This is a genomic window from Uliginosibacterium gangwonense DSM 18521 (assembly GCF_000373965.1).
Taxonomy (GTDB): Bacteria; Pseudomonadota; Gammaproteobacteria; order Burkholderiales; family Rhodocyclaceae; genus Uliginosibacterium; species Uliginosibacterium gangwonense.
In genome coordinates, this window is the sequence record NZ_KB892839.1 from 170,967 (window position 1) to 185,801 (window position 14,835).

Annotated in this window: 19 protein-coding genes, 1 tRNA gene and 1 pseudogene; 5 read left to right on the forward strand and 16 right to left on the reverse strand. The window is 54.2% G+C overall.

The window, feature by feature from the left end; genetic code table 11:
- The first annotated feature begins 146 nt into the window (after positions 1-146).
- On the forward strand, positions 147-1,772 hold the full coding sequence (locus B145_RS27385) for a methyl-accepting chemotaxis protein (RefSeq protein WP_157288334.1): 1,626 nt from the start codon (positions 147-149) through the stop codon (positions 1,770-1,772).
- 57 nt (positions 1,773-1,829) lie between these two features.
- A complete protein-coding gene (locus B145_RS27390; protein ID WP_018606776.1) occupies positions 1,830-2,240 on the forward strand; it encodes a hypothetical protein in 411 nt (136 codons plus the stop codon).
- A gap of 16 nt (positions 2,241-2,256) precedes the next feature.
- Here B145_RS27390 and B145_RS25035 read toward each other — a convergent pair whose 3' ends face one another.
- Positions 2,257-3,363 (reverse strand): phytoene/squalene synthase family protein, encoded by a 1,107-nt coding sequence (locus B145_RS25035; protein ID WP_018606777.1) that lies wholly within the window; start codon positions 3,361-3,363, stop codon positions 2,257-2,259.
- A 132-nt stretch (positions 3,364-3,495) separates the two neighbouring features.
- On the opposite strand from B145_RS25035, the gene B145_RS0108980 reads away from it, so the two are divergent.
- The 3 genes and pseudogenes from B145_RS0108980 to B145_RS29320 all read left to right on the forward strand — a co-directional run bounded on the left by B145_RS0108980 (position 3,496) and on the right by B145_RS29320 (position 4,663).
- A tRNA-Leu gene (locus tag B145_RS0108980) sits at positions 3,496-3,580 on the forward strand.
- 460 nt (positions 3,581-4,040) lie between these two features.
- A pseudogene (locus B145_RS29625) lies at positions 4,041-4,358 on the forward strand (tyrosine-type recombinase/integrase); the annotation flags it as partial.
- A 14-nt stretch (positions 4,359-4,372) separates the two neighbouring features.
- Positions 4,373-4,663: a tyrosine-type recombinase/integrase gene (locus tag B145_RS29320; protein ID WP_086010489.1), complete on the forward strand. Its 291-nt coding sequence runs from the start codon at positions 4,373-4,375 to the stop codon at positions 4,661-4,663.
- Here the strand turns inward: B145_RS29320 and B145_RS0108990 are convergent, their stop codons facing one another.
- From B145_RS0108990 to B145_RS25055, 15 genes are all read right to left on the reverse strand, one after another.
- Positions 4,664-4,951 (reverse strand): helix-turn-helix transcriptional regulator, encoded by a 288-nt coding sequence (locus tag B145_RS0108990; protein WP_018606778.1) that lies wholly within the window; start codon positions 4,949-4,951, stop codon positions 4,664-4,666.
- Positions 4,952-5,072: 121 nt separating this feature from the next.
- The gene (locus B145_RS29055) at positions 5,073-5,462 is read right to left on the reverse strand and encodes a GPW/gp25 family protein (protein ID WP_018606779.1); all 390 of its coding nucleotides are present in this window, start codon (positions 5,460-5,462) and stop codon (positions 5,073-5,075) included.
- Positions 5,459-6,163, reverse strand: a complete 705-nt coding sequence (locus B145_RS0109000) for a phage baseplate assembly protein V (RefSeq protein ID WP_018606780.1) — start codon at positions 6,161-6,163, stop codon at positions 5,459-5,461. Before B145_RS0109000 ends, B145_RS29055 begins: the two co-directional genes overlap by 4 nt.
- Positions 6,164-6,249: 86 nt before the next feature.
- Positions 6,250-6,888, reverse strand: a complete 639-nt coding sequence (locus B145_RS0109005; RefSeq protein WP_018606781.1) for a hypothetical protein — start codon at positions 6,886-6,888, stop codon at positions 6,250-6,252.
- Between the two features lie 191 nt (positions 6,889-7,079).
- Positions 7,080-8,993: a caspase family protein gene (locus B145_RS0109010; protein ID WP_018606782.1), complete on the reverse strand. Its 1,914-nt coding sequence runs from the start codon at positions 8,991-8,993 to the stop codon at positions 7,080-7,082.
- Positions 8,994-9,065: 72 nt separating this feature from the next.
- On the reverse strand, positions 9,066-9,545 hold the full coding sequence (locus tag B145_RS0109015) for a phage virion morphogenesis protein (RefSeq protein ID WP_018606783.1): 480 nt from the start codon (positions 9,543-9,545) through the stop codon (positions 9,066-9,068).
- The gene (locus tag B145_RS0109020; protein ID WP_018606784.1) at positions 9,542-10,045 is read right to left on the reverse strand and encodes a phage tail protein; all 504 of its coding nucleotides are present in this window, start codon (positions 10,043-10,045) and stop codon (positions 9,542-9,544) included. The genes B145_RS0109015 and B145_RS0109020 overlap by 4 nt, the downstream gene beginning before the upstream one ends.
- A gap of 3 nt (positions 10,046-10,048) precedes the next feature.
- Positions 10,049-10,687, reverse strand: a complete 639-nt coding sequence (locus B145_RS0109025) for a hypothetical protein (RefSeq protein ID WP_018606785.1) — start codon at positions 10,685-10,687, stop codon at positions 10,049-10,051.
- Positions 10,684-11,310 (reverse strand): glycoside hydrolase family protein, encoded by a 627-nt coding sequence (locus B145_RS25050; protein ID WP_018606786.1) that lies wholly within the window; start codon positions 11,308-11,310, stop codon positions 10,684-10,686. Before B145_RS25050 ends, B145_RS0109025 begins: the two co-directional genes overlap by 4 nt.
- On the reverse strand, positions 11,300-11,560 hold the full coding sequence (locus B145_RS0109035) for a phage holin family protein (protein ID WP_018606787.1): 261 nt from the start codon (positions 11,558-11,560) through the stop codon (positions 11,300-11,302). Before B145_RS0109035 ends, B145_RS25050 begins: the two co-directional genes overlap by 11 nt.
- A gap of 6 nt (positions 11,561-11,566) precedes the next feature.
- Positions 11,567-11,788 carry a tail protein X gene (locus tag B145_RS0109040; RefSeq protein WP_018606788.1) on the reverse strand — a complete coding sequence of 74 codons (222 nt, stop codon included), beginning with the start codon at positions 11,786-11,788 and terminating at the stop codon, positions 11,567-11,569.
- Positions 11,788-12,327, reverse strand: coding sequence for a head completion/stabilization protein (locus B145_RS0109045; protein WP_018606789.1), 540 nt, complete (start codon positions 12,325-12,327; stop codon positions 11,788-11,790). The genes B145_RS0109040 and B145_RS0109045 overlap by 1 nt, the downstream gene beginning before the upstream one ends.
- A 162-nt stretch (positions 12,328-12,489) precedes the next feature.
- Positions 12,490-13,170, reverse strand: a complete 681-nt coding sequence (gene gpM / locus B145_RS0109050; RefSeq protein ID WP_018606790.1) for a phage terminase small subunit — start codon at positions 13,168-13,170, stop codon at positions 12,490-12,492.
- The gene (locus B145_RS0109055; protein ID WP_018606792.1) at positions 13,170-14,246 is read right to left on the reverse strand and encodes a phage major capsid protein, P2 family; all 1,077 of its coding nucleotides are present in this window, start codon (positions 14,244-14,246) and stop codon (positions 13,170-13,172) included. Before B145_RS0109055 ends, gpM begins: the two co-directional genes overlap by 1 nt.
- Positions 14,247-14,310: 64 nt before the next feature.
- Positions 14,311-14,835, reverse strand: a 525-nt coding sequence (locus tag B145_RS25055) for a capsid scaffolding protein (protein ID WP_018606794.1), incomplete at its 5' end; no start/stop codon positions are given.

The window sequence follows — 14,835 nt, forward strand, 5'->3', positions numbered from 1 at the left end:
ATAAAGTGATAGGCTTTGCGTAAAGACGGCGGCACTATGCCGACATACGGAAGTCTTTTAAAACGATCAAAACAATCCATATTTTGATTGATATGCAAGACGCTGGATGGCGTTTCTTTATCCAAAAGCTACCAGAAGAGGTTGATATGAAGATCAAAGTGTACTTTGTTGTCGTTTTCTCTGGCATGTTGGCGCTCAGCGCGGTGCCTTTTCTGGTCAGTCATTTTGATGCTACCTCCCGCGAGCAGTTGACGCACACTCTGCAAGGGCTCAAAACCTATAACGATTCCTTGGTTGCTGTAGGGGTTCAGATACGTGGCGTGCAAAATGCATTGGTCCGTGCCGTCTTGGAAAAGGCGGCGAGTGGCCCGGATCTGGATAAGCTGACTGCCGTGGTGGCACAGCGGAATGGCGATCTGGACAAAATGTTCAAAGATGCTGAAACCCAGTTCGATCAATTGCAGCGTTTGCAAGACGCGGGAGGGAAGGCTTCGGGCAGGGAAAATTTTGAACGTTTCCTGAGTAATGCGCGGAGCTATTCGGGGGCCATTGCAAAGGTTTTGGCGGGTGGGGATTTGTCCGTCAAGGCCATCGATGAAGTCGCGCCATTCATCAATAACGGGCTGGGTGAGACGGGCAAGGAAATCAAGAACAGTAACGTTTTGATGGAGCAGGCATCGGCCTCCCTGCTCAGCAATGGTGAGCGTTACAGATTCATCTATATTGTCACCAGCTTGCTGATGGTGCTGGCCATTGCGGCTACATTTGTGCTGATCAATCGCAAGATCTTTGCCCGCTTGTTGTACTCGCTGTCTTTGCTCGAAGAGGTGAAATCCGGCAATTTGAGTGTTCAGGTTCGTGAGCGGGGCAGTGATGAGATTGCCCAATTGCTCAATGCCATTGGGCAGATGGCCGAGCAACTTGCCCTGATGGTTGGCAAGGTGCGAGACAATTCCCTGCGCGTGGTGCAAGAGACCGAGGAGCTTGAAGGTACTTCAAATGCAGTGCTCAATTCATCACGGCAGCAAGCGCACGTGGTAGAGGCTGCCGAAGATGCGTTAATGCAATTATCTGCCAGTATTACCCGGATTTCAGAAGCCGTAGGCGAATTGCATGGCCGATCCAGGCAGAGCATGCAGATTACGCAAGATAGCATGAGCAGTTTGCAGGAATTGGCCGGCGATGTAAAAACTGTTCAACATGCCATTGGCAATATCAATCAGTCCGTGGGTAACTTCATTGCCCAAACACGCTTGATTACCACGCTGACCCGGCAAGTGCGTGAAATAGCCGATCAAACCAACCTGCTGGCGCTCAATGCATCAATCGAAGCAGCTCGTGCTGGTGAGCAAGGGCGCGGTTTTGCTGTTGTTGCCGATGAAGTGCGGGTATTGGCTGAGCGATCAAGCGTGGCCGCCAACGAAATTGACAAAGTGACCATGGAATTGGGTACCCAGTCTGTTGCGGTTGAAGGCGCGATGTCTTCCGGGCTGACAGCTATTGAAGGAAGTCTTGCCAAGGTACAAGGGGTGAGCACTGCACTTGATCGAGCACGCGTTGCGGTTGAAATGGCCAATCAGGGGGTGGCAGAGATTGCAGATTCTGTTCGGGTACAGAAAGCCTCTACGACAGATATCTCTGGCCAGGTAGAAAATGTTTCCAGGCTCGCCAAGGCAAGTTCTGCGGCGATGGAGGGAACTGTGGAAGCGTACGTTCGAATCAATCGTGATGCCAAGGACTTGGCTGTCGCGGTGAGGGTTTTCAAGGTGTAGTTACATGCGTGAATGACAGCCAGACAACAATAAAGACCGGCTGAAGGGAGGAGACACATGGTTGCAGTAATCTACAAAAAAACGCCAAAGGGATTGGAGGAAATTGAGCGCCACAGTTTTGGCCTGCACCGAAAGATACGGAGCGTGCTCATTATGGTGGATGGGCGTACTGATCTGCTGACCTTGAAGCAACGTGCCACGGCATTGGGCGAGCCGCCTGATGTATTCGATACTTTGATTGAACAAGGCTATATCGAACCTGCAACGCAAATATTGCTTTCTGAACAGCCGCCCAGGACGCCACCACATACACCCCCCGCACCACCAACAGCGTCACATCATTCCAGCGCTCCCGCTGTAGCCAAGGCCGCAACCAAGCTAACGGTTGTATGTCCAATGCATAAACCAAAATGCATTGGTGCGGATTGTTCTATGAGTTATGGCTGCAAGGCCATGCGCCAAATGTAAAGCAAGCCAGACGTGTTTATTGTTGTGCAGTTTTGGTTGAAGACAAAGCAGCAAAACGGCGTTTGATCCATGAATTGGTCCAGCACCACATGCTGCTTTGCCTGATGATGCGCTTGACATCTGCCCGGCTGATCTTGAGTTTTTGGTCCGGCTTGAACAGCACCGTACCATTGCCAGCCCCCGTCAGGGTTTCCGCTGCCATCAACATCGGCCACTGGCAAAATAGGCGCAGTCTGGGCTCTAGGGCGGGGATGAGAACCGTATAGTCAAGCGCGTCTTGCAGATGGCGCCACGCTTTGCTGATTATTTTGTGCATGACGCGTTGTCTTGCTCCTTCGTCTGCTTGAGCCGAAAAAAGTTCTGCCGGATGCATGAAACCCTCTTCGCGTAGCCATTCCATCGGAATGAAACACACATTCCGGACGCTATCTTCCATGGCGTCTTTGATGATATTGACCAGTTGCAAGCCGAGGCCAAATGAAACCGCCAGTTGTCGCATACGTTGGTGGCGCGCGTTATTGATAAACGGGGACTGCGCATAAAACAAGTCACAAAGCATGTTGCCCACCACCCCGGCAACAAAATAGCAGTACTGATCCAGATCTGCTTCGTCCTCAATGGTCAGCCACTGGCCCGCTTGACTTTCCTGCCGCAAGGCAAAACGTCCCATGCCATCGCACATTTCACGCACACACTGCTCGATAGGCATCTGCACTTTCTTGGGGAGGGCAAAGTACAAATCGATCACCCATGCACAATGTGCACAAAGAAATTCCTCATCATCTTCGCTCTGCAACCAGGAAGAGGGCAGGGCGGTAACGAAAGCGGCTGCAGCGTCATGCCATGAGAATTGGGTGTGGGAGAAGATCCGGGCAAAAAGCTCCAGCAGACGCACCTTCTCCTGCGCGGGCAGATGGGGAGAGTCCTCCACCGTATCTGCCATCCGACAGAACAGATAGGCCAACAAAATTGGTCGCCCCAAGCGAACACCCGGCAAGACACGAATGTTCAGCGCAAAGGTCCGGGAGACACGCTGCAGCATCTCCTTGGCATACGCCCATGGATGGGTGCAGGTATTGCGCGTGCTATCGATACCAAAACGGGTAAGTTCTTCTGCAATCATGAGCAATGGATATCTGGCCAGACGATTTCAAGACAACAAGTCATGCCCCAGTATATCGCATCACAACAGTCCTCTCCCAAAACAGGGATAAGGCTGTTATAATTCAAAGGCTCTGCTGCAACTCAGCGGCAAGCCCAGGTGGCGAAATTGGTAGACGCACCAGATTTAGGTTCTGGCGTAGAAATACGTGGGGGTTCGAGTCCCTTCCTGGGCACCATAGTAGTGATTCTCGGTTTTTTCTTCTGTTGGTCAAAAAGCCTCAAATACAGGTGTAGCAAGGCTCTTAGCCGGTTTGAGGCTTCTTTGTTTCTGTTACCTTCCCCTAGTATTTATCCCATTAGTGTCCCAAAATTATCCCCTTGATTGTCCCAAGGGAGTGGGCGATTGACCGTGAGCGCGAGCTGGCCGACTTGGCCGGTGGCGGCGTGCCTCGCAAGACTTTGCGAGAGGCGTTGACACGTTATTCGGAAGACGAGTCTCCCAAGAAGCGTGGGCACAAATGGGAGGCCACACGTATAAACGGGTGGATGGGGCGCATCAATTCCAAGACTGGGCTGCCCTCTGAACTGAGCATGTCGTGGCTGGATACCCAACTGGCGGACCTGAGCGCGGATGATCTTTCTATTTGGAGAGATTCAAGGCTCAAATCGGTCACGGCGGGATCTGTACTGCGCGAGATGAACCTCTTGGGGGCGATTCTTGAAACAGCCAGGCGCGAGTGGCGCTGGTTGCTGAAGAACCCTCTGCGTGATGTACGGCGCCCAAGTCAGCCGGAAGCCCGCTCGAGACGGATTGCACAGGCAGAGATTGATTCGCTCTGCCTTGGTCTTGGTTGGGATGAAGAGCCGGTGGGTACGCAGACACAAGAGGTCGCCGCCGCCTTTTTGCTGGCGATTGAAACGGCCATGCGTCAAGGGGAAATGCTCGGGCTGACCTGGGACACTGTTGATTTCGCAAGGCGGGTTGCGCGCCTGCCACGTACCAAAAATGGATCAGCTCGCGCTATAAGGTGCCTTTATCATCCCGCGCCATTGAGATCCTCAAGCTGCTTGAGGGCAGGGATGAACAGCGGGTCTTTACCGTATCTTCGGCAAGCTGCGATGCACTGTTCCGCAAGGGAAAGGCACGGGCGATGATTGAAGGGCTGCACTTTCACGACACGCGCCGTGAAGCCACCAGCCGACTTGCCAAAAAGGTGGATGTGCTGACCTTGGCCCGGATTACCGGGCACAAGGACATAAGAATGTTGATGGTGTATTACCAGACTGACATGAGTGAGGTTGCTGGCCAGATAGGGTAATCACGAGCGAGAAGCACGCTTCCCATTCTGATTTTCTGCCCAATCCATAATCTCGGCAGCCTTCCAGCGAAGTGGCCCTGCCGGGATCTTGATGGCGCTTGGAAATTTCGGCTGTGCAATGATGCGCTCGACCGTTGAGCTACTCACATCAAAATACACGCCGATGGATTTCTTATCCCACAGCCTCCGATCTGGCGGAATGCTGGTAACAGCAGTCACAGCCTCCACCAGCTTAATGCCGATACCGTCCAAAATATCTTTGCTAACCGTGTTGGTTTCAGTACTCATTCTGCCTCTCCGATAAAAAACTGTATCGCCGATCCATTCAACTACCGATAAAACCATTCCCACCGCGCAGCCGATTAACCCGACTGCCCCAATCAGGGCGTCGATATCTCGCGGGGCTGCTTTAATCCAGGTACTCACCACCGCCACCGGGGTATAAAAACCCGACGGCCCGGTCGTATTGCTCCCAATCGTCATGGTCTGCCTTGAAAGTGGCAGGTTCAAAGCGGTCGATTTCATCATTCACCCCTTCGTTTTCAGCCTCCCCAACTCGGGGGGCCGTACAGTTATTGACACGAGTCCAAGCCGCGACCACCCGGATACGGGTGAGCGGATTCAAGGGCGCATCAATCATGAACGGCAGCAGCGAGCCGAATTCACGCCGGGCCACACAGGAACCCTGGGGCGTATTGAGAATCTGGCCGATGCACATCTGGATATGCGCCAGCCCCGAGACGGATAGGCCCGTTTCAGGGTGCATGCCGGTGGTGGCCATGACGGTGGAGGTACTCACTGGGGGCCTCCCGTCGTACCCCCGCCCGTACCATGCTCAGGGTGCGTGTGGCCACGCTGGCTGATGTTCCCCGCGATGACATCGCCATCGGTCACAAAGTCGCCCCCGGTTTGCTTGACCGGACCTGAGATGACCGTGCCCGCACCCCCACCCGAGCCAGACAACCCCGCCATGTAGGTGAGCAGTCCTATGATCTTGGCGAATCCCTTCACCAAGAGATTGCCGCCGATCGTGACATTCCCCGTAAATTCGGTTTCCGGTACATCGACCAAGACTTTCTTGCTGGCAATGATGGACAGGGTTTTGATACCGGAGATTTCCAGATGCCCCGCCGCATGGTCGTAACTTACCCGCGCCCCGTCGGGGTACTCGGTGACGTGCGTAGAGGGGGAGTCATCCGGGGGCGGAATGCCATCGGAATTGAGCGCAGGGATCACCACGCCCAAGGTCGGATCACCGCTTGGGCACAGCACGATGACCTGCTCGCCTTTCGTGGGCGGGTTCCAGGTGCGGGTCGTTCCACCGCGTAATTCCACCCAGGGCAACCAGGTGGTTTCAAGTGCAGACGCCCCCGCGCCAGATCGCACCCGCACGCGGGGCGGCTTGGCGTGCTGCACCGCAAAGACTGAGCCGGTACGGATCAGGTTCTCAAAGCGGCGCAGCAGGTCGGAGAATTCGGCGTTGGGGGTATTGGCATCCATGCAGATAGGATGCCAAGCACAAGGTCAGGTGTCGCGCGGTGGGTGTTGTAGGGTTGCGTAGAACGACAAAGCTATTCCTTTTGGAATTACGCCTCGACGCCATTGTTGAGACTGAATTGAAATTTCAATTCCTGAATGGCAAAGTGCACCCGCCTGAAGACTGCATCATGTCCTTTCTTGTAGCTCACGATGACCAGAATGCTAAATAGAAACAGCGTGAAAAGAAAAATAGAGCTTAAGAAGTTCTCAGATAGCATTTTTTGAAATTGTTCGGGCGCAAATTTTAGCGTTATGTTGATGATTTGATTGACTGCGTATAGATATACGGCCCACGCCGTTGCAATAATCCACTGTAGGGACTTTATTCTTGCGAAGGCTCTTTCGGAAATATCTGAGATGTTGTCTTCTAGGTGCTTTAACTCATCTTCGCTACTAAATCCCAAAGACTCAATAAATTCTGAAAGAGAAGAAATTTGATTGTCTTTGATAGAGTCAAATACGAACGTGCTTGGCGGTGCAAAGATCACCAAAATCATTGGAATGATAATGCTAGAAGAAAATATGAATGATTTTGCTTCTTTCGGCACATCTTGGCCTGACATAACAATAGAGCACAGAGCTAGTGCGACGAAGCAAATAAAAGCCCACTTTGAGACTGGTTTGAATAGCTCGGAGACTCCAATAAATAAAAAAGGAACAGGATGCAGTATGGTCCGAATTACCATGTCTGGGATTTTTCCAAACGACCGGGCTGCTAGTAGCTGTCGTTCAGTCTCCTTAATGACTTGTTGTGTGATTGAAAATAGAAGTGGAGTACTTGAAGGCATGGTGAATGTTTAATAATGCTTGTCTTGTGTGGCGTGGGAGGTGCAGATAATTTTAATGTGCGTGTTTTGAATGTCTTTGAGTGTTTTTGTTAGAACCAATTTAAGCCTGATACTTTGCTTTTTAGCACGTTTGCCGCCGAGGTAAATCTCCTAAAATCCCCTCCGAACATCCCCGCTTTCAACGGTGGCCAGGACTCCTTATGAAAATTGGCGTCGTTGATGATTTTGGTAAGCGGATCGCTTCCTCTGTGATGTAGTTTCCATCCAAATCGACCTATAGGCCCCCAGCCACTTCCCCTTTTCTCTAAGTTTATGTCGCATGTTGCGATAGCAAATAGAACTTCAAATTCATCGAAGACTGNCTCATAATTTTTACCAATAAAGAAAGTATCATCCAGCTTTGGTTGAAGAAGGTTAAATAGATATTCGCTGTGTGGGGTGTAGTGTCTTTCGTGACCTGGGATATTAGCGAATACTTTGTTCAGATTGAAATTGTCAAGTTCGTCAGCTATGGCTTCGACGAAAATTTCGCTTCTATTGCGGCTGTCGCTCGCAGGAAGTTGTGTATAGAAAATAGCGCAAAGATTGTCGTATCGTTTTGCTTCTATTGAAGCGATGCCTGCTGTATATAGCTCCAAAAGTAATGGATACCATCGAAGCTTTATCCAGATGCTAAGGCCGCTACGGGTTTCTAGACGGTCACTTGAGCGAGCGATGCATTTTTGCATCGTATTGGTGTGAAATGACTTGCCCCAATATGATATACACGCAAGGAGCAAAGACAAATCCTCGATAGAGTCTTCGTATTTACTGATTCGATCAAGCATCTCTTCCTGCGTGAAATGCCCCTCAACTGGAAAATTATCCTCAGATGTAAGTGATAGGAATCGTCGAACCTCGTTTGTAGCAAGGTCATGCAGTTCAATGGAGCTTGAGTCACTCGAAAGAAGTTTTTTCGCCTGTTTTATCTTTTCAAGTGTCCCTTCGTCTTCTGGAGCCTCTGTTGCGAAAGGGATACTTATTAGACGGTCATCGTTGTGAGCTTCAGACTCTTCTGTCGATGGGAAATCGGGTGGCACTAATATGAGATCGCCATCGCCATCGAAGTGGCCGTAGTGTGGAGTCTGGTTTGAATTTTTGTCAGTGGCTACTCTGTTGTATACGTAGGACATGAGTCCTGCAGCTGTAATCACCCCGTCTTCCGTAGCTGCTTTTCCACGCATTCCTTCGAGTAAATGACCAGTGAAAACCGAGTGATTTGGGATCGGGCCGCCGGAATCTGAGACGACTTCATTAGCCTTCCCTGCGGTGAGTACTTGGCGAGAATGCCTGCGCATCATGTCTTGCAGGAATCTGGCTCCACCTGGACCTACGTTTCTAATTAGTGCTAACCCTCCATAGCATGCATCCATGATGAACAGAATGTGCTTGGCTCTGATGAGTTCAGAGTTTTTTGTCAAATCGTCCCAGCGAATAAGTGTCGAATAGTCGGATATGTCAGCATCGTGTGGTACTAAGAATCCTATATCGCCACGAGACCCCTGACGAGTGTACCCGTGCCCCGCATAGAAAATGATTAATTTTTCGTCTACATCAATATCTTCCCGCGAGAATCTTAGAAACGCTTTTAGGATTTCTTGCCGAGTTGCGTTTTCGTTAATCAAGTAATTGATATCATCGGGTTTAAAACCTAGTGACTCAATAAGTGTTTGGCAAAATTCTTCTGCATCGCTTACCGCGTACGCGAGTGGTGGAGCATTGAGGTAGTTGTCAATTCCGATTACAAGTGCTCGGCTTCGAGTGTAGTGGGACTTCAGCAGAAATCGTAGATCGCGCATAAACAAGTGGTACTCACGATAAATTTGGATAGAGAGTTTTGGTGACCTAAGCCTTGACTGATGTTGAATTTTTAACTGAAGCTTGTCACGGACATGATCACGCGCATAACAGCCGCTCCGAGCATTAAGTACTTTCCGAACAGCATACCCCCGCCCAAACGTCATGTGTAGCCTCCTACCCAAGAAACTGTGATCAATGTCACATATTGGCTTGGGGGTGTCTGTATGTGGTAGTGGTTACTTCGCCAGATGCTCCACGATGATGTTTTCCACCGCAGCACGCTCTGCTTGCGTGATCCCCAATAGTTGCCGGGCGGGATACTTGACGGTGAGTGCCCCAAGTCTTCGGCTGACTCTGTCCTTCAAGCCAAACTGATGCACGCGGGCCATGGCCTGTACCGGGCCTTTGAAGGTGATGGTGGCTGCATTGGGGTTGGCCTCAACTTTGAGGTACTTGGTGGTGCGCAGCTTCTTGAACATCTGGCCGCGTTTTTTGCGGGCTGTGAGTTTCGCACGGATGCGCCCCTGTGGGGCAAGGCGGGAGGTACGCGGGGCGTAGGGGCTGCCGTCCGGGTTCTGTTGGGTGGCAATCCGTTTAGCCTGGGTAGTGCGTAGTTTGCTGGCCAACTCGCGGGCCATCTGGCGCCGGGCCGTATCACTGGTGTGGGCGATCAAGCCCGCAAGGCTCGCTTCCAGGGGGGCAAGTTCATCACTCATGGCAGTTTCACCGCGTCCGGGTCGGTGATGGGCCAATCCGTCTCAACTCCATGCAGGTAGAGTTCCCAGCCTGCGCCAGCCGCTTCCATGCCTTCAATGACCGGTTCTGGCATATGCTGGGCCATGAGTGGGCCGTCTGCTTTTCCATCCGCTGTACTGATCACGACCGATTCTGTGAGTTTCAGCTTGATAGCGATGTCATAGGTTTGATCGTTGAGGATCTCCACCTCAAAGCTGATCTTGGAGCGATCCGGGTTTTGCAGCAGGTCGGGTTGATGCGTGGCCACCCAGGCAAGCAAAGGCGCAAAGAGACTATCCGGGTGGCCTGCAAAATCTACCAAGACGATATTCAGATTGTATTGATAGCGCCAGCCCTGGGCGCGGCTCAAGGTGGCATGCACTTCGCCTTCATCAATGAAGAGCGCAAATCTTTCTGGCGCCGTGCTCATATGCGGATTGGCATGCAGCAGTGCTTCACGCAGGCTCGCGGGCTTGATCATGGCCTACCAACTCCACCCGACACGCAAGCGCGCCTGTAAGGTGCCGGATTGTTCGCGCAAGGCTTCAGCTCCCAGGCGGATACGGCCTAGGTCACGCTCCAGCCACACGCCAGGGCTTTTATCGTGCCCCACACTCAGGCCAGCGGCCCAGGGGTGGGAGGCAGGCAACAAGGCCGACTCAATCGGGATATCCAGGCCACCGATGACGATGCCGTCCGGGCTGGATGCGATCACGCGCCGCCCACCGTTCTGGCGGATCAATGACAAATCTACCGTGACCGGGGCGCAATCGGCCTGGGCTGGCTGGGCGCTGGATTGATCTACTGGCGGAGTGGTGATTTTAGCGGGCAGGGGGTGTGGCTTGACCGTCACCGAGATACGCCGTTCTTCTACTGCGCCCTTGGGGATTACATGCGGGGCAGGGGGCAAGGCATCCGATGTGGGGGGTGGGGTACGTGCCAGGATCAGGCTGCCATCGGCCTGGGATTGGGCGGCAGCAGGCGCGGTGTTTTCTGGCTGGGGAGCAGAAGTCTTGAAAACTACATAAACAAAGAGGCAAATACTCGAAATGAGTAATAAATTGAGTGCAATCGAGATGGGTTTTATCTGGAAATTGAAGATAGGAAATTGTTTGATATTCATGGTGCGATGTCCATCAGGTTGTATTCCGGGCGGGCGGCTTCCTGGGCGTAGTCGCGCATCAGTTGATTGAACTCTGTGCGGGTTGCCGGGGTGGGCTGCCAAGGTTGGGGGTTGCTGATGCCTGATTCGCAGATCAGGCGCTCCAGCGCACGGCGCTTCACTAAGCCTTCCAGGCGGATGCGTTGCCCGGTGCGGCGATCCCGCCCGGTCACAAAGATGGCGCGCCCCTTGTCATCAATTTGTAGGGCACGGCACATATCCGCCCATTGGCCCTGCTTGGCATGCTGGTAGGCGTCTGAATGCGTCCAGGCGCCTACCCCCGCGTTGTAGGTGAAGGAGCAGGCCGCCGCCAGCGCAAAGGGATGTGTTTTGAGGGCCGGGGCCGACTCCACCACCGGGCCGCAATGGGTGATCAAGGCTTGCTCCATGCTCGCTTTGCATTGAGCTGCGGTGTAGGGCTTGCCGACCACCACATCATGCGTATCCCCCATGCATTTGGTGGGAATGCCCAGCGGGTCACGGTAGCCCACTTGGCAGACGCCTTCTTCCTGCGGAATGAGGGTGACAAGCATGGCCGCAGCAGCGGCCCCCACCACGGTGGCCAGGGTGCGCTTAGTCGTCATCGCTGATGCCCTTCCCGGTGCCAGTCACAATCTCCACAAGCCGTCCTGAAGTCAGGGCCACCACTTCGCGCTGATCCCGCCGACGCTTGTAGTACCAGTTAATGGCAAAGGTGCCGACCCCCAGGGCCACGCCAATCTTGCTTTCCAATGGCATACCGGCCCAAGCATCGGAGGCAGATTGATACAGCCCCTTGAGGGTGAGAAATACACTGGTGCCGTAGCTCGCCAAAGTGGTGTTTGATGTTGTCATAGTCTTTCAATCCCAAAGGTTGACCGTGGCTGCCGTGGTCTTCGTGTTTGCTGTGGTGGAGGTAGCCGGGTCAGGCATCACCACCTGGGTGCCATGAGGGAGAAACGGCCCCAAGGCGGCAATGCCGGGGTTATCCACTAAAATCTGTTCGACATAGCCCGCCGTGGCGCCATACATGCGCCAGCACAGAGCGTCCAGTGTTTCGCCTTGGCGGGCCGTGGCAATCACTAAATCAACTCCACCGTCGTTCGCCCACGCCCCTGAATATCCGAGAGTGCCCAAGCTGCATCGCGGCGCAAATCCTCAATGGGGGACTCCACCAGTTCCGCATGACGCGCTCCGGCCCCGGTGGCATCCATCCCCCGGTAACGTTCCGCCAGATTGGCCGCCGCCATGCAATGCACTGCACGCAAAAAGCGATGCACATGGATGGATTCGCCATCCACCTGGGGGGCAGGCACTTGGGCCAGCGCGGTGAAGCCTTCAGCAAGGCGGGCAAACTTCCAGTCGGAAAGCGTTTCAATGGCCGATATCACCGCTTCCACGAGGGACGCCCGCAAGCGTTCTTCGATCACGTTGCCATCCAGGCGCATGGCCAGACGCGCTTGGCGTGGATCAACGACAGGCCAGAAAGGGCCGGTATCAATCACCCCACCCGATACACCCGCAGGGTCTGCGCCCACACTGACGACGGGGCTTGAACCGAAGGGGTTCGCGTTCCCGCTAAAGGGATTGGCACCTGTGCCAAGGGGATTTCCTGTTGTCATATCCGTTCAGCCTTTCTTGTTGTGTGCTGGCAGTGGGGTGTGAGTGGGTGTCTATGGGGGGCGGTGGTCAGGGCAGAAGGTTTTGAGGATGGCAAGCCATGTCTCCACCTTCGCCCTGAGCCGCCCAGGTGCGGGGTGCGCCCGGTGTGGAGACTCAGGCGGTCAGCCTGAAGCGTCCAGGTTCTTCAATTCGCGTTCAATCCGCTCAATGTCCTTTTTCACGCCCACGCGTTCATAGAGTTGCAAGGCACGCTGCAACCACGCGAGACACTGCCGCAATCGATCCGGCGTCACCTTCTTCTGTGCCAGCATGGCATAGGCCGCCGCCTTGTGAAGCGTGGCGCGTACCTCATCGGGCATGTCTTCACTGGCGGTCAAGGCCATGCAGTCCGCCAAGCATTCGGCATACTTGGCCTGATCGACTGTGCTGGCCCGTAGGGTGGTTTCTGCCATTTCTTCCGCGATCAGGCAGGCCGTGCTTCTCTTGAAGCGTTCCGGCATCACGAGTTTGTGGGCGAGCGCATAGCGGGCAAGTGTCAAGGCAGAAGCAAAGTCGGCCACATCGATCTGCCAGAGCATCACCATCATGAACACATCATCTTGCACCCCGGATTTTCCGGCGAGTACCCCTTCCACCCAGGCGGCATACTCGGGCAAGAGTTCGCGCTTGACCGCGATTTTGCGTTGGGTGGATTGAATCTGATGCAGGCGCCGCCGGTCTTCATCCAGCTTGGCGAGCATCAACTCGTAACCGGTCGCGTGGTGGCGGGCGTTGGCCACGCCCTGCTGGGCCGCCAGGGCGGCCAAGCAGCGCTCCATATGGGCTTTGGCGTGGTTGATCATCAGGCACCCGTTGCGGCCGTGGCGCTGGTGGTGGCAGCCGGTGTCACCGGATCAGGAATGATCTGGATGTTTTCAGCGGCGGCGACGCACTCGTAGTTTTCGACCACGTAGGCATCATTGCTCGACTCATAGTTGGCGATGCGGTCGCGCTTGGGCTCATCGAGCACGGCACGGCGCCGCCCGCCTTCCTGATAGTAGATCGACAGGTTATCCAGGCGCGTGACCATCAATGTGTTATCCGGGAAGAAGGGCACAGTCACTGCCTGCAGGCCGCCTACGCGCTTCTGGCTCATGAGCACATCGGTGGCCAGCACGTCGGTGGCGCGTTGATCCCGATTGACCAGCGGGAAGTATTTGTCTTCCAGCAGATTGCGCCCCATGATCACCACCAGACCCGGGTCTTCACGGTGCCAGGGTTTGATGTAGGCACTCACGATGTGCATGACCAGGGCGTCCAGATTCTTGTAACCCTCTTTGTCATCCACGCCATTGCCGACCTTGATCACTCCGGTTCCGGCCTTGCTCTCCTTCATGAAGAGCGCACCACCGAGGTATTCACGGATGAGCTGCAACCAGCCCTTGTTCACATCCTGCAAGAGCGGGTTGGCATTCAGATCGGTTTCCACCGCAGCACGGACGCCGTTCCAGCCGATCATGATGCGGTCCAGTGCCTGACGCGTGACGATCAGATCGCGGATGCGGGTCTGGAAGTCCGGGAACTTCGCCCAGGCATCGAGCTTGCCATAGGTCAGATGCGTGTCATAGTTGGTCTGCACGCATTGATAGCCGCGTTCATCCATCGTGGTGATGTCCCGCGTGCCCCGTTCTTTCTGTGTGGTGTCGGTACGGGAAGCAATCGGCCCGCCCACTCCCAGGCCCAGGATTTGGCCGGATTGTTCCGTCACCCCCATGATGTTGATCCGTTGCAGGAAGGCACTGCTCTCCTGCATCTTGGTTTCCAGCTTCTGCTGCACGGTGGGCGTGACGGCAAACTTTTCGGCGGCATTGGGCACACCATTCAAGGTGGCTACCTGGGAAGTGAAGGCATTAAAGACTTTACGGGTTTCGTTACGCATGGCGGTGTTTCTCCATTGTCATTTTTGGGTGTCTGTCGGGGTCGGCGGTGTCGGCCTGGGTATGTCAGCAATCGGTCTGAATTGCACCCGTGCCACCGGTGGCGTGCGGACGTTCAGGGCTGCCTTGCTGGCCTGAGAGTTGCACCTTGAGCGCGGTAAATTCCTGGACCAACTTTTCATGGGCAGCGGCGAGTACTTCCACCTTGGCCACACCAGCCCCGCATTGGCTGAGTTTGGTCTCCACTTCCACCACACGCGTGGCGATGACTTCCACTGCGCCTTGTACATCCGAGAAACGCGCATCACTTGATTGGGATTGGTGGGCGAACAAGGCCTTGATGCGATCAACCAGACCGGGGGCGGTGCTGATCTCTTCAAATTCCATCACGGTTTCCGCCGCAGAGCTAAAGAGGTTATGCGGATGGGTTTTACGGACGGCCAGCGGATTGACTGTTGCTTGAGCCGAGAATTGCAGCATTTCAGTCCCCAGGCTTGCCGGGTTGTCGGTCACGGCCAGCCCCACCAGATAGGCTTCCCCGGTTTCGGCAAAGTTCGTGTTGATCTCGCAGGAGGTATACACCTTCTGGCG